The following is a 21,092-nucleotide window of genomic DNA, read 5'->3' on the forward strand; positions in this document are numbered from 1 at the left end:
GCGAGCGTCCTCGCTCGTGTCGAACTATAGTTGGGCCTCTGGTCCATTCGGATTATGAACTTAGCGTAACTATTACACAATATTGTCATCTCGAACAGAGTGAGAGATCTATCTGAAAGTCAAAATAGATTTCTCCTTTCGTCGAAATGACAGTTAATAGATAAATGCAAAACCATAAAAGCCCCGACTATAGAAAAGCCGGGGCTTTTGCGTACTTAACCTTATGCAGGCACCATTACAGCAACTACAGCATCCGCTTTTACAAAAACACGAACTTACGCTTTGGGTAAAGCGCGAGGATCTGCTGCATCCGCACATATCGGGCAATAAGTGGCGAAAGCTGAAGTATAACCTGCAGGAAGCAAAAGCCCTGGGTAAAGAAACTATAGCTACGTTTGGCGGGGCTTATTCTAACCACATTGCGGCCACAGCTGCAGCCGGAGCAGAGTTTGGCTTTAAAACAATCGGCATTATTCGGGGTGAGGCGCATTTGCCCTTAAACCCAACCTTGCAGTTTGCTACGGAGCAGGGCATGGAACTGCATTACATCTCCCGTGAACTATACCGGCATAAAAATGAACCTGACTTTTTAGCCGAGCTAACCGATAAGCTTAACCAACCTTACCTGGTACCCGAAGGTGGTACTAACCAACTGGCGGTAAAAGGCTGTACCGAAATTTTGGATGACATTGATGTTGATTATGACGTGATCTGCTGCGCTAGCGGAACAGGCGGAACTATAGCCGGCCTTATTGCGGGGTTGGCGGGAGAAAAACAGGTGCTGGGTTTTCCGGCGTTAAAGGGCGGTGATTTTCTGAAGGATGAAATTGCCCAACTCGTGTACAGCTATAGCGGTGAGAACTATAAGAACTGGCAGCTTATCACAGAGTATCATTTTGGGGGCTATGCCAGGGTAAAGCCGGAACTGCTGGAGTTCATGCATCGGTTTCAGGAGCAGCATCATATTCCGCTGGAGCCGGTTTACACTGGCAAAATGTTTTTTGGCCTCTTTGATCTTATCTCAAAAGGTTATTTCAGTAAAGGTTTCCGCATTATTGCCATCCACACGGGCGGTTTGCAGGGCAATGCCGGCTTTAAAGAGCGGCTGGGGATTGAATTATAATTGCAACAGGAACAGTTTTTGTAACCATAACTATAGTTGCAGGGTTCTTATCCTGAAATCATATATAACCAAACAACCACATGCCCTTACTCCGAGTTTTAATACGCCTGCTTCCCTGGATCCTTGTCATCACGGTTGGCATTTTTATCTGGCGCAGCTTCAGGGATTTTTTTGGTACGGATGAGAAGGAAGCACCTGCCGTATCAGTAAACTATAACACGATTCTGACGTCGGTAGAAGAACTGGGTAAAATGGAACTGGTGCGCTATAATTTTAAGGATGTGGTAGAGTATAAAAAGGAAGTATCGCGTTATATTCCTGACTCTAAAGTAGTACTGATTGTGGCCGGCGAAGCGGTTGGATGTGTAGACTTCAGAAAGATACAGGCTGGCGATATTGTGTTTGAAGGCGACTCTGTTGTTCAGATCGCGTTGCCGGAGCCGGAATTATGCTACTATAAAGTGGACCATAGCCAGTCGAAGGTTTTCAGCAAAGAGAACACCTATTTTCAGGATGCGGAGTTGGTAGAGGAAAGCTTTAAATATGCCGAAAACAACGTAAAAAGAGCTGCCCTGAACTCCGGCATACTCCGCCAGACAACAGAAAATGCTGAGAAGATATTGAAACCGATGCTGGAAGAAATTACGGGTAAGCGCGTAGTGCTCGTGCCGCAACGCCGCATCAGGAACCCGGAAATGCCCCGCAAACTATAGTTTAGCTAGCGTTAATGGATGGCGTTATTACTATGCTTTTGTGGGATGAGCAGGTAAGAGGTGTTACTCAGGGGCTATTCTTTTTTCTTAGACCATTATTAAACCTGACAGGCAAAGTAAAACGCACAGGTACTTTCTTTCCATCCTGTATACTTGGGTAGAATTCTAAAAGCTTGACCACCCTTAACGCTTCTTTGTCTGTTTTCTCTGAAAGGCCTTTTATGATTTTTGGTTCGGTAACTGTTCCCGAGGTGTCTATAATAAAAGAAGTTACTACCAATCCATTTACATTTTCATCAGGAGGATATCTCAGGTTCTTTTTTATAAAATCAAGCATGGTATAGTCGCCGCCATGTTTATACACAGGATGAGTTCCCTGTATTATGCCAAATACCTGCCCCTGTTGTGGCTTGTCGGGGTTTGGATGGTTAACGGACTGGGCCTGAAGCTCTTTGCTATAGGCACTAAAACCAAGAGCTAAAAAAAGACTGGCAGCAATGCGTTTCATTCCAAACAGCTTCTGCTTTGAGGGCCTGGCTACCTGAGACTGAAGAAAACTACCACATATTTTGCCTTCCTTTTCCAACGCCTCGTGCAAATCTTCTACACCTTTAGTAGTAAAATCTATGACGGTCTTGTTGCAGGCAGCGCAATACCTGCCGTTGTCGCAGGGCTGCATTTGGTCCAGGTCCTTATCGCATATAAAAGACAGGCTTATGTTTTCTATGGGCGTGCTCTTAAGCATGAGGAGTTTGTGCTTTAATTTACCGGTTTCACTTTCTGATTTCTGCCTATCAACAGGTACAGCAGTGACCCTAAAATTGGAATAAAAATGATCACGACTGCCCAGATCAGTTTAGTTGTGCTATCAGAAAAGTTGCCTCTCAGTAAATCGATCAAAGCCCACAACCATAGTACTAATGGTGCGGCTATGAAAAGCAACAGAAATATAATTTCAACAGGGCCAATTCCGCCAATGAAGAGTAAAGTTGTTTGAGGCATAAGTTTGTTGTTATAGTTTGATAAACGTTGTTGCTGAATTGTGTAGCTGCGCTAGCTTATAGTTTTGACCTTTTGCTTGCGGCCTATAAATAAGTAAAGTATAGCTCCTAAAACAGGTATAAAAACAATTACCACTAACCAGATAAGTTTGGTAATGCTATCGGTGAAGTTACTTCTGAGCAGCTCTATTAAAGCACCGAGCCATATGCCGAATGGAATTGCAAAAAAGAGAATGATGAATAGCAGTTCTTGTGCAGCTAATCCACCGAGAAAAAGTAAAGTTGTTTCAGGCATGGGAGTGGGGGTTTAGTTTATTTAACGGCTATGCTATGGTGCGTTTATGCACTATAGGTCTTGTTGGGCTTTCGTGATTCTTAATTTCTACTTGGAATAACAAAGTCAAAAGTTACAGTGTCGGGCTTTATAAATATCTTGATAGTATCTTCATATTGAAATCCATTTGTGAAGTAACCGAACCGTGTCTTCTTCTCTCCCGTTTTCTCAAACCTATAGGTTAACAAGTACTCCCCATCCACCTTTGGTAAATCAGTCATATCCATAAGATATATTCTTGCTTCCCCAGGCTGTAATTTGATTTTAGCAGTTTTGTGGTCATGCCCTTCTGATTTTACTCGTACAGGGTCTAGAACTTCTTCTGATTCATTAGTAATCACGAAAGTAGCCTTAGTTTCACTCTGACATGAGGCAAAGGAGCCAAGGATTAGAAATAATAAAGCTTTTTTCATTAATTATACATGAAGCCCAACTACTGTATAAACGACAACATACGCTTATCTGCTCTATAAATGTAGTAGATAGGGTCTTAGGTAATCGCTAAAACATAAGCTTTAGCTAATATATAATTAATCTTAAATAAATTGAGCTCTCTAGCTAAGCTTCCAAACCTTTCAGCGCGTCCTGTACCAGATCACTTTCATAACCTTTGCTTAGTAAGTAGTAGCTCAGTTTTTGCCGGCGGGTGAAGGGGTTTTTCTCTTTTTCGGTGGCGTTCTTTTTTTCGAGCAGGTGCAGCAGGTTCTGTTCGTATAGTTCGGGGTCAATCTCTTTCATGCCTTGCTTAATGCAGTAATCCGAAATGCCTTTTGCTTTCAGGCCCTGCATAATTTTTCGGCGGCCCCAGCGCTTTAGTCCATATTTACCGCGCACATAACTTTGTGCATACCGCTCTTCATCAATCAGTTTTTCCTGGCTCAGGCGCAGAATCAGTTCTTCCACATCGTCGGGCTCCAGGCCGTAACTATAGAGCTTGGTGCGCACTTCCTGTTGGGTGCGGTCCTGGTAGGCGCAGTAGGCAGCGGCTTTTATCAGCGCTTCTTTCGGGGTATATGTTTTCTGTTTTTTCTTCTCCAAACTATAAGTCCGTTTACTCAACTATAAACATACGCTAGAGTTTGAAAGTTAGAAAGTTTAGAAGTTAGAAAGGTGGTTTTAGTTAAAGAGTTTAGGAGTTAGAAAGTTTGTGAGTTTAAAAGTTAAAAATCCTGTCAATCCTCTAATCCTGTAAATCCTGATTCAGACAATTTAGCAGTCCAACAATCAACAATTGAGTAATCAACAATTTAACCATTAAAGCTACCTTTGCAGCGTTAACTATAACGAGCCTATGTTTTCGAAGGGAGTGCAGTACATGTTGTTATCGACGTTGTTTTTTGCGCTGATGAATGTGTGCATAAAGTTGGTTCCTCATATTCCGGCTATAGAGATCATCTTTTTTAGGTCGGTTATCTCTGTGGTAATGAGTTACCTGGTGTTGCGAAGGCAGCAGGTTAACATCTGGGGCACAAATAAAGCTTTGCTTATAACAAGAGGTATAACCGGGGCTATTGCGCTCGTATTGTACTTCACCACCCTGCAGAACATACCGCTGGCTACGGCCGTAACCATACAGTACCTCTCGCCGATCTTTACGACCATACTGGGCATTTTTATAGTTAAAGAAAAGGTAAAGCCCTGGCAATGGATCTTCTTCTTGGTATCGTTTATCGGTATTCTGGTTATAGAAGGGGTAGATGTGCGTATTTCGCCGTTTTACTTAACTATAGGGGTGGCAGGCGCTGCAATTTCCGGTATTTCCTATAACATTATCCGCAAGCTGAATACACGCGAGCACCCGCTGGTCATCGTGTTTTATTTCCCGATGGTAGCGCTGCCCTTCTCGGGTATCTATAGTTTGTTTGACTGGGTGCAGCCAATGGGCTGGGATTGGGCCATATTGTTATTGGTTGGCGTTTTTACGCAGCTGGCGCAGTATTACATGACCATGTCGTACCAGGCCGAAGAACTCTCCAAAGTGGCCCACCTAAACTATATCGGTATTTTTTACGCCCTGCTGCTAGGGTTTATTATGTTCGATGAGACCTTTACTATCGGTTCGTATGTGGGTATGGCGCTGGTGCTGGTAGGCGTAATTCTGAATATCCGGTATAAAAGCAAACTTGCCAAAACAGCCGATTTAGAAGCGGTTTCAAAATAATCTAAGTATAAAAGTCAGATAAAATATGAAATAAGCGTATAATATGTAACGTTAGCTATATTTATACCATATAAGGCCAAAAGCTGATCTAACCCTACATGCGCTTCACCTGGTTTTTGTTCCTGCTTTTATTCGCACCGCTGTTCTGCTTTGGCGGTACCCTGCGCGGTCGCCTTACCGATGAGAACGGACAAGGCCTGCCTTTTGCCAGCATCTACATCAAAGAAACATCCAGCGGCACCGCCACCAACGAGAACGGGTATTACCAACTACAGCTCGACTCCGGGACATATACCTTAGAGTTTAAATATGTTGGCTACAAAGCCAAAACGCAGGTGGTAAAGATAAATGGCCACCCCGTGGAGCTAAATGTGCAGCTTTTCCCTGAAGTCCTTAACCTGAAAGAAGTAGTAGTGCACGCTTCCGACGAAGATCCGGCTTACCCAATTATGCGCAATGCCATCCGGTTACGGAAATACCACCTGAACGAAGCGCTTGCCTGGAGCGCCCGCGTGTACATGAAAAGCGTTGCCCGCATGGATAAAGTGCCAAGTAAAGTGCTGGGTGTTAGGGTGGTGGATGTGGATACGGGTATCGTTTACCTTTCTGAGTCTGTATCGCAGTTGCATTTTAAGCGGCCCAATAAGGTAAATGAGAAAGTGATCTCGTCCAGGGTGAGCGGTCAGAAGAAAGGCTTCAGTTTTAACCAGGCTTCAGAGATGAACATCAGCTTTTACGAGAACCTGCTGAAGATAGAAGGATTGAACGAACGTGGGTTTGTGTCGCCGCTGGCCAATAATGCACTGTTTTTTTACCGTTACCAGTACATGGGCGCGTTTGAAGAGAATGGCCGGACTATAAATAAAATAAAAGTAATACCCCGCCGTCGCAACGACCCTGTTTTTGAAGGCAACATTTATATCGTGGACGGCACCTGGCGCATCCATAGTACCGACCTGAAACTAACCAAAAGAGCGGGAATTGAGTTTGTGGATTTTATACGTGTGCGGCAGGTGTACGAGCCAGTGCTGGAACACGTCTGGATGCCGGTATCACAGAAGTTTACCTTTGAGGCAGCAGGTTTAGGCTTTAAAGGTAGGGGCTACGTTACGGGCGTTTATTCCAACTACAAAGTGCAGGCAGCCTATAAAAAACCACCGGTGCTGGAAGAAGTGGAGCCCGAGCCCGAAGAAACTATAGTTGCCAATGCGCAAACTACCAGACCAACGCCTAAACCACGCTTTAAAATTATAGAGCCCGAAAAAGCAGACCCGAAGGAAAAGCCTATCCATAGCGAAAAACTTTTCACGAAAGAGATACTGGTAGTTGATAAAGATGCAAATAAACGCGACTCGCTTTACTGGGATAAGATCAGGCCAACACCTCTTACCAAAGAAGAATCGAAAGACTATGTAAAAAAGGATAAGCTGGAAGCCATAAAGGAATCAAAAGTATACCAGGATTCGCTGGACCGCATCCGGAACAAACCTACTTTTGGCAACCTGTTTTTGAGTGGGTATACCTACAACAACAGCTTTGAAGGTACTTACCTGCGCTTCGACCCGATCATCAGCCCAACCAACAGCAGCATTCTGCAATACAACACGGTAGAGGGCGTGGTAGCCGATGTAAAAGTAGCTTACGGCCGACGCTTTGATGACCGCCGCCGATATATTATAGAGCCAACGGTGCGCTATGGCTTCTCGAACGAAAAATTCAATGCCAAACTGCGTGCCGCCTACGTTTACAACACCACTACCAACAGTATTATACAGCTGGAAGGCGGCCGCTACGTAGATCAGATCAATATAAACAGCCCGATCTCGTCGTTCGTGAACTCGGTTTACACGCTGGCAGCCGGCAAAAACTACATGAAACTATACCAGCGCGACTTTGTAAGGCTGGCCCACCGCGGCGAGCTGGCCAACGGACTGCTACTTACCGCTAACCTGGAATACGCACACCGCATGCCGATGCAGAACACCACGTTCTATAGTTTTAAAGATCCTAACCCCGAAGGCATAAGCACTTTTACATCGAATGTGCCGGTAAATGCAGAGCTGGCAGATGCAAGCTTTACGCCACACCAAGTGCTGATGGCCTCTTTCAGCTTAAGTATTAAACCAGGGCAGCGCTACATTACCCGCCCCGACCGCAAAATTAACCTGGGCTCAAAATACCCAACTATAAGCTTGGCTTACCGAACAGGCCTGAAAGCATTTGGCGGCGACATAAAATACAGCACTGCGGCGTTGGGTGTGAATGATGAACTGAGTTTCGGGTTGCTTGGCAGCAGCAGCTATAGTGCAGCGGCAGGTATTTTCTGGAACAAAGAAAGCATGACCCTGATGGATTACCGCCACTTTAAAGGCAACCGAACCGTTTTTGCAGGTGCCTACGACGGTTTCCAGTTACTTGACTACTATCGGTACAGCACCAATAACAATTACCTGGAAGCGCATTACGAGCATCATTTCAACGGCTTCCTGTTCAATAAAATACCACTGTTCCGCAAGCTAAAACTGCAGGAAGTAGTGAGCCTGAATTACCTGAACACGCAGCAATCGAGAAATTACCTGGAGCTTGGCGTTGGCATTGAGCACATCTTTAAAGTACTCCGTGTTGATTTCATAACATCCTTCCAGGAAGGGGAGAAAGCGCGGACTGGCGTAGCGATAGGGCTCGGCTTCTAAGGTTCAGGTTATAACTTATTGATAGCGCAGCCGTTAAAATTGGCAGGATTAATAACTGAAATGACAATGAAAACGAGACTATCTATATTTAAAACAGGAGTAGCCGTAGCCTTTGCAACCATAGTTGGTTATGGTTGTGGCCAGCAGGATACCACTGTTGATCATGACACCGGTACGGCCGAAGCTATAGTGGAAGGAGACTCATCTGCCGCTAACCTGAATAACCCACGTCCTGCACCTATCGGCGATACTTCGGTAAATGCCAACCAGGCAGACCAGTTTGGAGAGATGAACCCGAACCAGGATTCGGCAGCCCGCGCCTTACACGAACTCGATAAGCAAAAGCAAAAACAAGGAGACCAAAGACCGTAATTTTAGAATTATAAGCAAAAACAAAACGGCCTTGTTTCTATCTGAGACAAGGCCGTTTTGTTTTTAATATCAATCTATTCTGCTTAATTCAAAAATCTCTTTTATCATTTCGAATATTGTTGAGATGCGAGTCGAAGAGAGCCAGCAAAGTTGTAAGTGATCTTACGTGTCGTATAGTTCTGCTTTTGTCATTTCGACGTCAGGAGAAATCTGGGTTCTATAGTTTGCTATAGTTGCAACCTGAACCAAGCCTTTTATTCTATAGCCTTCTTAAATCCTGGGAGCTTTACTTACCAATCGTTTCAATCCAGCTTTGGTGCCCTCACGGCCGGGAGGCCCCGTCTTCGGGCATCGCGCTGCTGCTTTCTTGCTACCCTCGTCCCTCGGGTTGCTTGGCGGCACCGCAACAAAGCAAAGGCGCTCAACCCAAAGACTGTGATCAGTTCGATAGCTAAACTATAGTTTGTTTGAACAGCTATAGTTGCATCGCTTTACTGTGGTGATAGTTCCGTAGGGACAGGTCGCGACCTGTCCGATCCTGGTCTGTAACTATAAAACGATATCCTCAACTATAACACCAGCCGGAATTCCCCTCTTGGGAGGGGTAGGGGTGGGTTAAGACCACAACTATAAAACGATAACCTCAACTATAGCAAAAAACCTAATCCTGAAAATCCTTAAATCCTGAGAATCCTGATTCAGACAAAACTCCCTCTCCTGTTCTGGAGATAAGAGCCCTCTTTTAAAGGGGTAGGCTGGGGTGAGGTAAATCTACTTTATAGTTGTAACCGCTGAGGTAGGAGGCACAGGCATACCACCTGCAGTCTTTCGGCGTTTTTTCAGGTTTATGTTATAGATGATCACGGAAATAAAGATGAGTACATAGGCCATCGCTTTCACAAAAGTGGTCTCTTCATTGAAGTACAAAAAGGCAATCACGAAATTCATGATCGGGTTAATGTACATCAGGATGCCGATGGCGCCGGATGTAAGCTCTTTTAAGGCAAACAGGTTCAGGAAAAGGGGCAGCACCGTAAATAAAGCACTCAGGATACTCACCTTCAGGAAAAAGCCGCCATCTAACACTATGGTTGAGTCGCCTTTAAAGAAACTATAGAACGGCCCGATAAACAGGAAAGCCAGCAGCAACTGCAGGGTTAGTAGTACGATCTTGTCATAAGCCCGCAAAATGCGTTGCGTTATCAGGTAAAAAGCATAGCTAAGCGCGATCATCAAACTAAACAAAAGGCTGGTCAGTTCACCGGTCCCGATAAGCACACAACTGATAATACTCAGGCCAATAGCCAGCCACTGGTTTGTCCGCAACTCTTCTTTCAATAATAAAAAACCAAGCACTGCCGTAAGTATTGGGCAAAGCAGATACGAGAAAGAGCCGGTCTGAATATCAATATGGTTGACGACGTAGATGAACGTGAGCCAGTTTATAGTTAGCAGTATGCCACCCAGCAACGTAAAAACTATAAAACGTCGCTTCTCCTTAATGGCCGATGCTTTTACCAGACTATAGGTTTGTTTTATAGTGTCTCTTCTGAAGAACAGGCAAATGAACAACAGCAACGTTACCGACAACGCCACCCGGAAATAAAGAATAAGCCCGCTCGGGTAATCGGCCAGCGCCTTTAACGGGAAAGGTATAAAACCCCAGATAATAAATGCCGTGATGCCGGCCGCATAAAAGGGGTTTGCTTTCAGTAATTTCATTGTAAGAATAAAAAAAGACTACAAAGGTAATGGATTAGTGGTTGCTAAATTGTTTAATTGTCAGAATCTGGATCTGCGGGATTAGAGAATAAACGGATTTTAATTGCTCTGTAGTTAAAATGACGCAAGGTATTACGTCTCTACACCCTCCCAACTCCTACATTCTCTAACTCCTAAACTCAGAAATTCCAAAACCGAATCACCTTTCTAACTTCCAAACTTTTTAACTTTCTAACTAAATTATCTCCTAACTTTCGACCCTTAATTTGATTTTCCGCTTATGCTCACTTTCCAGGAACTTGCAACTATAACCAAGGGTACTGTGCTGCAGTTTGTGCAGGCACATCCGGTTATAAACCTGCTTACCGATAGCCGCAAATTGTCGCAGCCGACGGGCACCTTGTTTTTTGCAGTAACAGGCAAGTTTAACGACGGGCATAAATACCTGGCAACGCTGTATGGGCAGGGCGTACGGCAGTTTATAGTTGAGAAAGAGCAGGATGAAAAAGGCCGCAACTATAGCCAGCTGTACCCGGAGGCAAACTTGTTGCTGGTAAAGGATAGTTTAACCGCTTTGCAGGAGCTGGCCGCATGGCATCGGTCGCAGTTTACAATTCCTGTAGTTGGTATTACGGGCAGCAATGGCAAAACTATAGTTAAAGAATGGCTGGCCCAGTTGCTGAGCCCCGATGAAATGGTGGTTAAAAGCCCGCGCAGTTACAATTCGCAGCTGGGAGTTCCGCTCTCGGTGTGGCAGCTAAATGGCAACCATACGCTGGGTATCTTTGAAGCCGGTATATCGCTTCCGGGCGAGATGGAGAAACTGCAGTCTGTCATCCAGCCAACTATAGGCATCTTCACAAATATCGGCACTGCCCACGACGAAGGCTTTACATCGCGCCAGCAGAAAGTGCAGGAAAAACTGAAGTTGTTCACTAACGTGGATGTGCTTATTTACTGTACCGACCACGAGCTGCTGCACCACGAAATTCAGGCCCGAACTATAAATGCCTTTACCTGGAGCCGACAGCATAAAGCTGATGTAACTATAAATGCCACTACCGCAGCCGGCCACAAAACGATAGTAGTATACACGTACCATGGCGAAAAGCAACGCCTGGCCATTCCGTTTACCGACGAAGCATCTATAGAAAATGCCTTGCACTGTTTGGCTGTTCTGCTGTACCGCGAGGTGCCTTTTGCCGAAATTCAGGACCGCCTGGATAAACTGCACCCCGTGGCCATGCGACTGGAAATGAAGGAAGCCATTAACGGCTGCTACCTGATTGACGATACCTATAATAATGACCTGGCGGGCCTGTCCATAGCGTTACAATTTCTGGGCAACCAACCGCAACGTGGCAAACGAACTATTATTCTTTCTGATCTGCTCGAGTCCGGTTTGTCAGAAGAAGCTTTGTATGGGCAAGTGGCCGCACTTATAAAAAACCGTGGCGTTGAAAAAGTGATCGGCATCGGCCCAACTATAGGGCATCATAAACCTAAGTTTTCAGAAGCAGCTGTTTTCTATAGTAGCACCGCAGATTTCCTGGCACAGTTTAAAGCCGACGATTTCCGGAACGAGCTGATACTGGTGAAAGGGGCACGTGTGTTCGAGTTTGAGCGTATTGTACATGCGTTTCAGCAGAAAGTACACGGTACCGTGCTGGAAGTGAACCTCGATGCGCTGGTACATAACCTGAACTACTATAGATCTAAACTTGCCCCGGATACTAAACTGATGGTAATGGTAAAAGCCTTTGCCTATGGTAGTGGGAGTTTCGAAGTGGCCAATTTGCTGCAGTTCCACCGCGTAGATTACCTGGCCGTTGCGTATGCCGATGAAGGCGTGATGCTGCGCGAGAACGGAATTATGTTACCGGTTATGGTCATGAACCCCTCGCCGGACAGCTTCGCCAAACTACGGCAGCATAACCTTGAACCTGAAATTTACTCGCTGGAACTGCTTGAGCAATACCTGAAAGACCTTCCTGCTGATACTTCGCGCCACCGCATTCACCTGAAACTGGATACCGGCATGCACCGCCTGGGCTTTACTTCCGAAGACTTTGACGCGCTGTTTCCATTGTTGCAGCAATACCCGCAGGTGCAGGTAATAAGCACGTTCACTCATTTAGCCGGCGCCGACGAAGCCCTGCACAACGATTTTTCGCAGATGCAGATCAGCAACTTCAGAACTATGGCTGCGGAAGTAGAGGCGAGGTTAAACTATAAGGTCATCAAACATGTGCTCAACTCGGCCGGTATCGTTCGTTTCCCGGAGCATCAACTGGATATGGTTCGCCTGGGCATTGGCTTGTACGGCGTAGAGGCAACCGGCTCGGAGCAGGAAGCCCTTAAGCCGGTGAGTGTTCTGAAAACCACCGTATCGCAGGTGAAAACTATAGTTAAAGGAGAAACAGTAGGCTACAGCCGTAAAGGCATCGCCGATTCAGATAAGACCATCGCAACTATAGCTATCGGGTATGCTGATGGTTACGACCGGCGTTTCAGTAACGGAGCCGGCCAGGTGATCATCAACGGAAAACGTTGCCCGGTCATCGGCAATGTGTGTATGGATATGTGTATGGTAGACGTAACCGGACTCAATGTAAAAGCCGGCGACGGAGCAATCATTTTCGGACCGAAGCTAACGCTGGTTGATCTGGCTTCCCGCATCGGAACTATACCTTACGAGCTCCTCACCAATGTAAGTTCCCGCGTAAAACGCATCTTCTTTTCAGAGTAATTTTAAGTTGTTAAATGGTTAGAGCTTAAATTGTTGAATTTTAAGGTAGGAAGTCTGTGAATTTCATCGCTGGAGCTTATTTGCAGCTCGTACTCAAATTTTTTAAATCTATAGTTGAGTGAGAAAGTAAAGATATGAACTATAAGCTCCCGGCAGTCACTATTAACCATCCAGCCATTCAGCCTTCAGCCCTAAATCTGCAACTTTTATCCATTTATCAGGCAGCCTTAACCATTTAGCTAAAACTTTTGCATTAACGATGAACACCTTGTAACTTGCGGTTGTTTATAAACAGTCTAAATAAAAACAGCTTACGGTGCAGAAAAGGGAAGAAGAGCATATCGACAAGAAAAGTGTACGCGACCTTAAATTAGGAGAGTGTGGCATTATTTGCTGCCTTAAAGACCCGGATATGGGCCTGAAGCTCCTGGAAATGGGTTGTTTGCCTGGTACGCAGGTTAAACTGAACAGCCGTGCACCGCTAGGCGATCCAATCACGATCATTGTAAACGACTACACTTTATCGCTGCGCCTCGACGAAGCTGAAACTATAATGCTGAAATAGCACTTCTTTACATTTACCATGACTGTAGTAGCCCAACCTGAGATTAGAGAAGCGTCGCAGACTACACCCCGGAGTGAGGTTGCACGTGTGGCGTTGGTAGGAAATCCAAACTCAGGAAAAACCTCTTTATTCAATCAGCTTACAGGTCTTAACCAGAAGGTAGGCAATTTTCCGGGCGTTACAGTAGATAAGAAAACAGGTACGTGCCAGCTTAGCGCTAACCAGAAGGTCCAGATCATAGATTTGCCTGGCACCTATAGTTTATACCCGAAGTCGCTGGATGAGCGCGTAATTATAGACCTGCTCTACGATTCAGCTTCTGCCCATTACCCCGATCTTGTTGTAGTTACGGCAGACGCCTCTAACCTGAAGCGTAACCTGCTGCTGTTTACCCAACTCGCCGACCTCAAAATACCTGCTATACTTGCCCTTAATATGGTAGATGTGGCAGAGCAGGAAGGTGTTAAGATAGACATTCCCGCTTTACATAAAGGCTTAGGTGTACCGGTAATACCCATGAATGCCCGCAAAGGGATAGGTATTGCTGCGTTAAAGATCTTGATATTGCAGCACCTGGAGCCTACGCCGGTACAGTTTTATACCATTCCTGATGCGTTGAAGCCTGTAACCGAAACTATAAAAGCCCGCTTCGGCCTTGCTTCAGATTACCTGGCCCTGCATTATGCGCATCAGTACAAGAGCCTGAAATTCTTATCTGCTGAAGAAGCAGAGTGGATTGGTGCTTTACTGGAAACACATGAGTTTAAATCTAACGTAGCCCAGGCCGACGAAACTATAGCCCGCTATACTTATATAAATGAGTTGCTGCTGGATGTAGTGCGTGTGGAGCGCGTAGAGAAAGACGAGAAATTCAGTAACCGTCTCGACCAGGTGCTTACCCATAAAGTTTTCGGCTACCTGATCTTCATGGGTATCCTGTTCCTGGTTTTCCAGGCGATCTTTACCTGGGCCAGCTACCCGATGGACCTGATTGACCAGGGGTTTGCCAGCCTGAACGGGTTGATACAGGATAACTTCAGCGGCCCGCTCATAAACTTATTGACCGAAGGTATTATTGCAGGTTTGGGTGGTGTAATGGTCTTTATACCACAGATCGCAATTCTGTTTGCATTCATAGCCGTGCTGGAAGAGACCGGCTACATGGCCCGCGTTACGTTTATGATGGATAAGATCATGCGTAAGTTCGGCCTGAATGGTAAGAGCGTTGTTCCCTTGATTTCCGGTGTGGCCTGTGCAGTTCCGGCTGTTATGTCGGCCCGAACGATTGAGAACTGGAAAGACAGGATGATCACCATTTTTGTAACGCCACTGATGAGCTGCTCGGCTCGTATCCCGGTTTACACCGTTCTTATTGCCCTTGTTGTTCCTGAAACCTATTACTTCGGATTCCTGAATTTGCAGGGTCTGGTGCTGATGGCCTTGTACCTGATCGGTTTCCTGGCTGCCATTTTCTCTGCGTTATTACTAAAGGTGATCCTGAAAGCCCGCGAGCGCAGCTACTTTATTATGGAGTTTCCTGTATATAAAATGCCCCGCTGGAAAAACGTTGGTTTAACTATAGTTGAGAAAGTAAAAGCATTTGTATTTGAGGCAGGTAAAGTAATTGTTGCGATCTCTATTATATTATGGGTGCTGGCATCGTATGGTCCTGGCAATAGTTTTGAAAAGGCAGAGCAGCAGGCTATAGTTGAAGCTAAGCAACAGAATTTATCAGAAACAGAACTGCAGAACCTGATCAGCTCCCACCAGCTTGAGGCGTCGTATGCCGGTGTTATTGGCAGAACGATGGAGCCGGCTATTGAGCCACTTGGCTACAACTGGAAAATTGGTATAGCTCTGCTTACGTCTTTTGCAGCCCGCGAAGTATTTGTCGGCACCATGTCCACTATCTATAGTATAGGCGAAGAAGAGAATGTGAGCACTATAAAAAATAAACTGATGATGGAGAAGGATAAGGACGGAGAACCTTACTTTAATCTGGCGCGCTCCTTCTCGCTCATGGTCTTTTACTTGTTTGCCATGCAGTGCGTAAGCACCCTGGCCGTAGTGCGCCGCGAAACTAAATCCTGGACCTGGCCTTTGGCCCAGTTAGTATATATGAGTGGCCTGGCATATGTAATGGCATTTATAACATACCAGGTGCTAAGCTAAAAGAGCTGTACCGTCATATTTCTGGATCCTTAAATCTTCGGCTGTTAGGTTAACCGAAGATTTAAGGATTTTTCTTTTTTCAGAGAAAAATAAGCATTCCTGCTTTTGTGCTCTTTCTGTCAATACAGCAACCAGATGTAAATAGTTGATATGCACACCTATACTGAAGTATCAGTTAAGGGTTTGATATGTGCTGGTATTAGTAAACTTAAATGTCGCCATAGTTTAAAGCGGTTATAGCACCATAAAACAGTCTACAGCTATAGAACTATACCTTAACATATACGTAAAATGCGAAACGACCTGCAAATATTTATATTTTTGAATTAATCTGGTTACAGTAGTTTCAACAAATGAATAGTGTCTGTAGCTTATAAATCTTTAGCTATAAACAAATAAATATGCATTAAATATTTGTTATAAAAGGTATTATAGTTATTATTGAAGTATCTTTCACCTTAAAAACTAGATAATATATGAAGCACACTTTACTCTGTAGTACACTTCTTACTTTTGCATTAAAGCTCTTATAGGGCTTTGTGTTACACACCTAAGTGCCTAGCAATCTGACTATAAGTAAATTAAAAACTGATGGTGAAGGGTTAGAGCACAAACGATTTTAGCCGCTCCAAATTCAGTCAGGGTTTACAAATAGTTGCTATTCCATTATAGCTTGCTGATTTGTTGGTTGCTCTTCTTTAAAATCCAGGGAAGGCAGATACAAGAAATGCGCAACTATAATATATAGAGATTATTAGATACTATTACCCATTACCAACTTTAACTTTTTTCTTATCTAAAACTAAAGCAAATGAAAAAACTTCTATTGTTGAGCTTCTTGCTTGTCTCTGTACTGGTACAGCAGGCTATGGCTCAGAGTAGGGCTGTTTCCGGAAAGGTAACAGATGCCGCTACTAACCAGCCCTTGCCAGGCGTATCAGTTCTGGTAAAAGGAACTACTGTAGGAACTGCCACTGGCGTGGACGGTTCATTTACGCTTAACGTGCCTGAAGGAGGTACGACGCTTGTTTTCCGCTATATCAGCTACAAAACAGTTGAGCGTCCAATTGGAAATCAAACTACATTTAATGTAACTCTGGAAACTGATGCCAAACAACTTGATGAAGTTGTGGTGACAGCTCTTGGTATCGAGCGTAACAGAAACGAGCTTGCTTATTCAGCTCAGGAAGTTAGCGGCGAGCAGCTTACCCGTGCCAGAAACGAAAACGTAGTAAACTCACTTTCAGGTAAAGTTGCCGGTCTGGATATCAGAACGAACAACACAATGGGTGGTTCTACTAACGTTATCATTCGTGGTTACTCTTCACTTACTGGTAACAACCAGGCACTTTTCGTTATTGATGGTGTGCCTGTAAGTAACGCCAATAACAACGGTTCTAGCCAGGCTACTGGTCGTGGTGGTGCTGACTTCGGTAACGCAGCAGCTGACCTTAACCCGGATAACATCGAGTCTGTGAACGTATTGAAAGGTGCTGCAGCAACTGCTCTTTATGGTTCTCGCGCAGCCAGCGGTGTTATCATGATCACTACCAAAAAAGGTAAAAAGAACTCACTTAACATAGCTGTGAACAGTGGTGTTACCTGGAGTAACATCGATAAAAGCACATATGTGAAGTATCAGAATGAGTATGGTGGTGGTTATTTCCAAGGCTTCCGTGCGGTTTCTGATATAGTTCCAGGTGTTGGTGATGGCGCAGGAGATGTAGTTAGATACCAGGATGATGCTTCTTACGGACCATCTTTTAACCCGAACTTATATGTTTATCAGTGGGATGCCCTTGATCCATTCTCTCCTACTTATGGAAAAATGACTCCTTGGGTAGCTGCTGAAAACGGTCCAACTTCTTTCTTCGAAACTGGGGTTAACTCTAACCAGAGCATTGTTGTTAGCGGTGGTGGCGACAAAACAACCTTTAACTTAGGTTACACCCGTAACGATATTAAAGGTAACCTGCCTAACTCTACAATCGACAAAGACATGTTTAACTTCAATGCTTCTTACGAAGCTACTGAGAGGTTAACAGTTTCAGCGTCAGGTAACTATACCCGCACAGTAGGTATGGGTAGATATGGTACTGGTTATAGCGGTACAAACCCTAACCAGCAGTTCAGACAGTGGTGGCAAACCAACGTAGATTTAAAGCAGCAGGAGGCAGCCTATTTCAGAAACAGACAGAACATTACCTGGAACTGGAACAGCACGAACTCTGGCCCGATCTACTCTGATAACCCATACTGGACGCAGTACGAAAACTACTCTAACGATAGCAGAGATAACCTTTATGGTTATGCTACGGCCACTTACAAAATTACCGACTGGTTAAACGTAATGGGTAGAGCCTCTTTCAACACTACTAATGATATGCAGGAAGAGCGTGTTGCTGTTGGTAGTGCCGGCCTGAGCGGGTACTCCAGATACAACAGAGACTTTAACGAGACCAACTTCGACCTGATGTTGAATTTCAACAAGGACATCTCTGAAGATATTAGCTTTACTGGTTTACTAGGTTCAAACATTCGTAGAGACCGTACTAGCTCAATCGGTTCAGCAACTAACGGTGGTCTGGTTGTGCCAAGACTTTACTCAATCTCTAACTCAGCAAGCCCGGTAAATCCTCCATCTGAATTCTATTCTCGCAGAGGTGTTGACGGTATCTTCGCTAACGCTAACTTCGGTTTCAAAGAAACTTACTTCGTAGAACTTTCTGCACGTCAGGATAAGTCTACAACGCTGCCAGAAGGTGCTAACTCGTACTTCTACCCAGCTGCCGGTGTTAACGTATTGTTCTCTAACCTGGTAGAAACTCCTTGGTTATCTCATGGTAAATTAAGAGTTAACTATGCAGAAGTAGGTAACGATGCTCCGGCACTAAGTATCTATGATGTGTATGACAAGCCAACTGGTTTTGGTTCAACTCCGATCTTCTCGCTTCCAAGCACTAAGAACAACCCTAATCTGAAGCCTGAAAGAAAGAAAAACTTTGAGGCTGGTATTGAGGCTGAATTCTTCAACAACCTGTTCGGTTTCGACTTTACCTGGTACAAGTCAAACCAGGTTGACCAGATCATGCCTGTTAGCCAGACTGCGGCATCAGGTTATACAAGCCGTTTCGTAAACGCGGGTGAAGTAGAGAACAAAGGTATAGAAGTAACTGCATTCGTTACGCCTATCCAGACCGGAGACTTTACCTGGACTATGAACTTCAACTTCGCTCGTAACAGAAACCAGGTTGTAAGCCTGTACGAAGATGTACAGAACTTAACACTTGCTTCTTTCCAGGGTGGTGTTTCTCTTAACGCTGCTATTGGTCAGCCTTACGGTGTTATCCGTGGTAACGACTTTGTTTATACCAATGGCCAGAGAACAGTTGGCGAAAATGGTTACTACTTAAGATCAGACAAATCAGATCTTATCATAGGTAATCCAAACCCTGACTGGACTGGTGGTTTCAACAACAACCTTACTTATAAAGGTGTATCACTAGGCTTCCTTATTGATGTTCGTCATGGTGGCGATGTATTCTCTCTTGACCAGTGGTATGGTGAGGCAACAGGCCTTTATGCACATACTGCCGGCTTAAACGCTAAAGGTAACCCATCTCGTATGCCAGTTTCTGAAGGTGGTGGTGTATTACTACCAGGTGTTAAAGAAGATGGTACTCCTAATGACATTTATGCAGAAAACGTAGATGGCGACGGTATGACTCCTTATGGTTATGCAGCTGATAACTATGCAGGTGCTCCAAGAGCTATGTATGTGTTTGATGGTAGCTTTGTTAAGTTAAGAGAAGTAGCTCTTTCCTATGCCCTGCCAGAATCAGTTATTGGTAACCTTGGTCTCGTTAAAGGTGTTGATCTTCAGCTGATTGGCCGTAACTTATGGATCATCCATAAGAACATGGAGTACTCAGATCCTGAAGAAGGTCTAAGCTCAGGTAACGCTGGTAGAGGTTACCAGTCCGGTGCTTATCCGGCTGTCAGAACTTACGGCTTCAACGTTAAATTAAATTTCTAAAATAGCAGAAAATGAAGAAACTTATCATATGCTTATTCTCGCTGGTGTTTATGGCATCATGCGTAGATGATCTGGACGAGTATAATTTTGACCAGAAGAAAGCAACAATTGTTCCGGCTGTTACTCTGTTTACAGGTGCAACCAAGAACCTGACGGATGTGTTAACAACTCCAAACGTTAACACAAACAACTATCGTTTTTATGTGCAACACTGGACATCTACTCAGTACCTGGATGAGCCAAGATACAACATGACGTCACGTACAATTCCACAGAGTATGTGGACAACTTTGTACCGTGATGTACTGAACGATTTGAAAGAAGCTAAAAAGTTAGTTGAAGCAGATCAGACTCTTACAGAGGGCGTTAAGAAAAACCAGATAGCTCAGATCGAGATCATGCAGGTTTATACATGGTCTGTATTAGTGAATACCTTTGGTGATGTACCTTATACTGAGGCTCTTGACCCTCTGAATGCGCTTCCTGTATACGACGATGCTCAGACCGTTTATAATGACATCTTAACTCGTCTTGACGCTGCAGTTGCTCAGATTGATCCTAAAGCTAATGGCTTTGCAAAGAGTGGAGATATCCTTTACGCTGGTAGCATGGCAAACTGGCTTAAATTTGGTAACTCTCTTAAGTTAAAGCTTGGTATGGTAATAGCTGATGTTGATAATACAAGAGCAAAAGCTTTAGCAGAATCAGCAACAGCAGCGAGTTCAGGTGGTGTAATATCGAGCAATGCTCAAAACGCAGCATTCGAATATCTGCCAGCTCCGCCAAACAACAACCCGATTTCTTCTAACGTTAAAGGTCCTCTTTCAACTCGTGAAGACTACGTTGCTGCAAATACACTGGTTGATGTAATGAACAACCTGAACGACCCAAGAAGAAGTGCTTACTTTACTTCTGTTGGAGGTGCGTTTGTAGGTGGTAAATATGGTTTCCCTAATGACTTTGCTACTCACTCAACTGCAAGTGCGAAGATTGCTGATCCAACTTTTGAAGCAATGCTGCTTGATTACGCGGAAGTAGAATTCCTTCTTGCTGAAGCTGTAGAAAGAGGTTATAATGTAGGCGGCACGGCTGCTGAACACTATAATGCAGGTGTTACTGCTTCTATCACATACTGGGGAGGTACTGCAGCTCAGGCTTCAGCATACCTTGCACAGCCTGGAGTGAATTATCAGAGTGCTCCTGGCGACTGGAGACAGAAGATTGGTAAGCAGGAGTGGATCGCACTTTACAACCGCGGATACGATGCATGGGTAACCTGGAGAAGACTGGATGCACCAACACTTACACCTCCGGTAGCAGACCTGATCGTTCCTACAAGATTAATCTATCCTGTTAATGAGCAAACGCTAAACCCAGCAAACAATGCGTCTGCTGCAACTGAAATTGGCGGTGATAAGAGCTCAACTAAACTTTTCTGGGACAAATTTTAA

Annotated in this window: 16 protein-coding genes; 10 read left to right on the forward strand and 6 right to left on the reverse strand. The window is 44.6% G+C overall.

Annotated features, from left to right (window positions below; genetic code table 11):
* The first annotated feature begins 223 nt into the window (after nucleotides 1–223).
* Nucleotides 224–1,123 (forward strand): 1-aminocyclopropane-1-carboxylate deaminase/D-cysteine desulfhydrase, encoded by a 900-nt coding sequence (locus GSQ66_RS16760; RefSeq protein ID WP_162428512.1) that lies wholly within the window; start codon nucleotides 224–226, stop codon nucleotides 1,121–1,123.
* 80 nt (nucleotides 1,124–1,203) lie between these two features.
* Nucleotides 1,204–1,836 (forward strand): DUF4230 domain-containing protein, encoded by a 633-nt coding sequence (locus GSQ66_RS16765; RefSeq protein ID WP_162428513.1) that lies wholly within the window; start codon nucleotides 1,204–1,206, stop codon nucleotides 1,834–1,836.
* 67 nt (nucleotides 1,837–1,903) lie between these two features.
* Here GSQ66_RS16765 and GSQ66_RS16770 read toward each other — a convergent pair whose 3' ends face one another.
* The 5 genes from GSQ66_RS16770 to GSQ66_RS16790 all read right to left on the reverse strand — a co-directional run bounded on the left by GSQ66_RS16770 (nucleotide 1,904) and on the right by GSQ66_RS16790 (nucleotide 4,209).
* Complete coding sequence (locus GSQ66_RS16770) at nucleotides 1,904–2,581, reverse strand: energy transducer TonB (protein ID WP_162428514.1); 678 nt, start codon at nucleotides 2,579–2,581, stop codon at nucleotides 1,904–1,906.
* Nucleotides 2,582–2,595: 14 nt separating this feature from the next.
* Nucleotides 2,596–2,838 carry a PLD nuclease N-terminal domain-containing protein gene (locus GSQ66_RS16775; protein WP_162428515.1) on the reverse strand — a complete coding sequence of 81 codons (243 nt, stop codon included), beginning with the start codon at nucleotides 2,836–2,838 and terminating at the stop codon, nucleotides 2,596–2,598.
* A 51-nt stretch (nucleotides 2,839–2,889) separates the two neighbouring features.
* A complete protein-coding gene (locus GSQ66_RS16780; RefSeq protein WP_162428516.1) occupies nucleotides 2,890–3,132 on the reverse strand; it encodes a PLDc N-terminal domain-containing protein in 243 nt (80 codons plus the stop codon).
* 80 nt (nucleotides 3,133–3,212) lie between these two features.
* On the reverse strand, nucleotides 3,213–3,584 hold the full coding sequence (locus tag GSQ66_RS16785; RefSeq protein ID WP_162428517.1) for a hypothetical protein: 372 nt from the start codon (nucleotides 3,582–3,584) through the stop codon (nucleotides 3,213–3,215).
* A gap of 145 nt (nucleotides 3,585–3,729) precedes the next feature.
* Entirely contained in the window at nucleotides 3,730–4,209 is a 480-nt protein-coding gene (locus GSQ66_RS16790) for a regulatory protein RecX (protein WP_162428518.1), read from the reverse strand.
* Nucleotides 4,210–4,462: 253 nt separating this feature from the next.
* Here GSQ66_RS16790 and GSQ66_RS16795 point away from each other — a divergent pair, with 253 nt between their 5' ends.
* The 3 genes from GSQ66_RS16795 (at nucleotide 4,463) to GSQ66_RS16805 (ending at nucleotide 8,397) form a co-directional block, all read left to right on the forward strand.
* Nucleotides 4,463–5,332, forward strand: coding sequence for a DMT family transporter (locus GSQ66_RS16795; RefSeq protein ID WP_162428519.1), 870 nt, complete (start codon nucleotides 4,463–4,465; stop codon nucleotides 5,330–5,332).
* Nucleotides 5,333–5,430: 98 nt separating this feature from the next.
* Nucleotides 5,431–8,025, forward strand: a complete 2,595-nt coding sequence (locus GSQ66_RS16800) for a DUF5686 and carboxypeptidase regulatory-like domain-containing protein (protein ID WP_162428520.1) — start codon at nucleotides 5,431–5,433, stop codon at nucleotides 8,023–8,025.
* 66 nt (nucleotides 8,026–8,091) lie between these two features.
* Nucleotides 8,092–8,397: a hypothetical protein gene (locus tag GSQ66_RS16805; RefSeq protein WP_162428521.1), complete on the forward strand. Its 306-nt coding sequence runs from the start codon at nucleotides 8,092–8,094 to the stop codon at nucleotides 8,395–8,397.
* A gap of 771 nt (nucleotides 8,398–9,168) precedes the next feature.
* On the opposite strand, the gene GSQ66_RS16810 is transcribed toward GSQ66_RS16805, so the two are convergent.
* On the reverse strand, nucleotides 9,169–10,119 hold the full coding sequence (locus GSQ66_RS16810) for an EamA family transporter (protein ID WP_162428522.1): 951 nt from the start codon (nucleotides 10,117–10,119) through the stop codon (nucleotides 9,169–9,171).
* Nucleotides 10,120–10,399: 280 nt separating this feature from the next.
* Here GSQ66_RS16810 and GSQ66_RS16815 point away from each other — a divergent pair, with 280 nt between their 5' ends.
* The 5 genes from GSQ66_RS16815 (at nucleotide 10,400) to GSQ66_RS16835 (ending at nucleotide 21,092) form a co-directional block, all read left to right on the forward strand.
* Nucleotides 10,400–12,868 carry a bifunctional UDP-N-acetylmuramoyl-tripeptide:D-alanyl-D-alanine ligase/alanine racemase gene (locus GSQ66_RS16815; protein WP_162428523.1) on the forward strand — a complete coding sequence of 823 codons (2,469 nt, stop codon included), beginning with the start codon at nucleotides 10,400–10,402 and terminating at the stop codon, nucleotides 12,866–12,868.
* A 316-nt stretch (nucleotides 12,869–13,184) separates the two neighbouring features.
* Nucleotides 13,185–13,433, forward strand: a complete 249-nt coding sequence (locus GSQ66_RS16820) for a FeoA family protein (RefSeq protein WP_162428524.1) — start codon at nucleotides 13,185–13,187, stop codon at nucleotides 13,431–13,433.
* Between the two features lie 18 nt (nucleotides 13,434–13,451).
* Nucleotides 13,452–15,605, forward strand: coding sequence for a ferrous iron transport protein B (feoB, locus tag GSQ66_RS16825; protein ID WP_162428525.1), 2,154 nt, complete (start codon nucleotides 13,452–13,454; stop codon nucleotides 15,603–15,605).
* A gap of 811 nt (nucleotides 15,606–16,416) precedes the next feature.
* Complete coding sequence (locus GSQ66_RS16830; protein WP_162428526.1) at nucleotides 16,417–19,641, forward strand: SusC/RagA family TonB-linked outer membrane protein; 3,225 nt, start codon at nucleotides 16,417–16,419, stop codon at nucleotides 19,639–19,641.
* A gap of 11 nt (nucleotides 19,642–19,652) precedes the next feature.
* Complete coding sequence (locus tag GSQ66_RS16835) at nucleotides 19,653–21,092, forward strand: SusD/RagB family nutrient-binding outer membrane lipoprotein (RefSeq protein ID WP_162428527.1); 1,440 nt, start codon at nucleotides 19,653–19,655, stop codon at nucleotides 21,090–21,092.

The sequence above is a fragment of the Pontibacter pudoricolor genome (genome assembly GCF_010092985.1).
In the GTDB taxonomy this organism is placed as follows: Bacteria; Bacteroidota; Bacteroidia; order Cytophagales; family Hymenobacteraceae; genus Pontibacter; species Pontibacter pudoricolor.

Coding starts and splice junctions, on each gene's coding strand:
- GSQ66_RS16760 (WP_162428512.1), top strand. CDS start 224: ATGCAGGCACCATTACAGCAACTACAGCATCCGCTTTTACAAAAACAC.
- GSQ66_RS16765 (WP_162428513.1), top strand. CDS start 1,204: ATGCCCTTACTCCGAGTTTTAATACGCCTGCTTCCCTGGATCCTTGTC.
- GSQ66_RS16770 (WP_162428514.1), bottom strand. CDS start 2,581: ATGCTTAAGAGCACGCCCATAGAAAACATAAGCCTGTCTTTTATATGC.
- GSQ66_RS16775 (WP_162428515.1), bottom strand. CDS start 2,838: ATGCCTCAAACAACTTTACTCTTCATTGGCGGAATTGGCCCTGTTGAA.
- GSQ66_RS16780 (WP_162428516.1), bottom strand. CDS start 3,132: ATGCCTGAAACAACTTTACTTTTTCTCGGTGGATTAGCTGCACAAGAA.
- GSQ66_RS16785 (WP_162428517.1), bottom strand. CDS start 3,584: ATGAAAAAAGCTTTATTATTTCTAATCCTTGGCTCCTTTGCCTCATGT.
- GSQ66_RS16795 (WP_162428519.1), top strand. CDS start 4,463: ATGTTTTCGAAGGGAGTGCAGTACATGTTGTTATCGACGTTGTTTTTT.
- GSQ66_RS16800 (WP_162428520.1), top strand. CDS start 5,431: ATGCGCTTCACCTGGTTTTTGTTCCTGCTTTTATTCGCACCGCTGTTC.
- GSQ66_RS16805 (WP_162428521.1), top strand. CDS start 8,092: ATGAAAACGAGACTATCTATATTTAAAACAGGAGTAGCCGTAGCCTTT.
- GSQ66_RS16810 (WP_162428522.1), bottom strand. CDS start 10,119: ATGAAATTACTGAAAGCAAACCCCTTTTATGCGGCCGGCATCACGGCA.
- GSQ66_RS16815 (WP_162428523.1), top strand. CDS start 10,400: ATGCTCACTTTCCAGGAACTTGCAACTATAACCAAGGGTACTGTGCTG.
- feoB (WP_162428525.1), top strand. CDS start 13,452: ATGACTGTAGTAGCCCAACCTGAGATTAGAGAAGCGTCGCAGACTACA.
- GSQ66_RS16830 (WP_162428526.1), top strand. CDS start 16,417: ATGAAAAAACTTCTATTGTTGAGCTTCTTGCTTGTCTCTGTACTGGTA.
- GSQ66_RS16835 (WP_162428527.1), top strand. CDS start 19,653: ATGAAGAAACTTATCATATGCTTATTCTCGCTGGTGTTTATGGCATCA.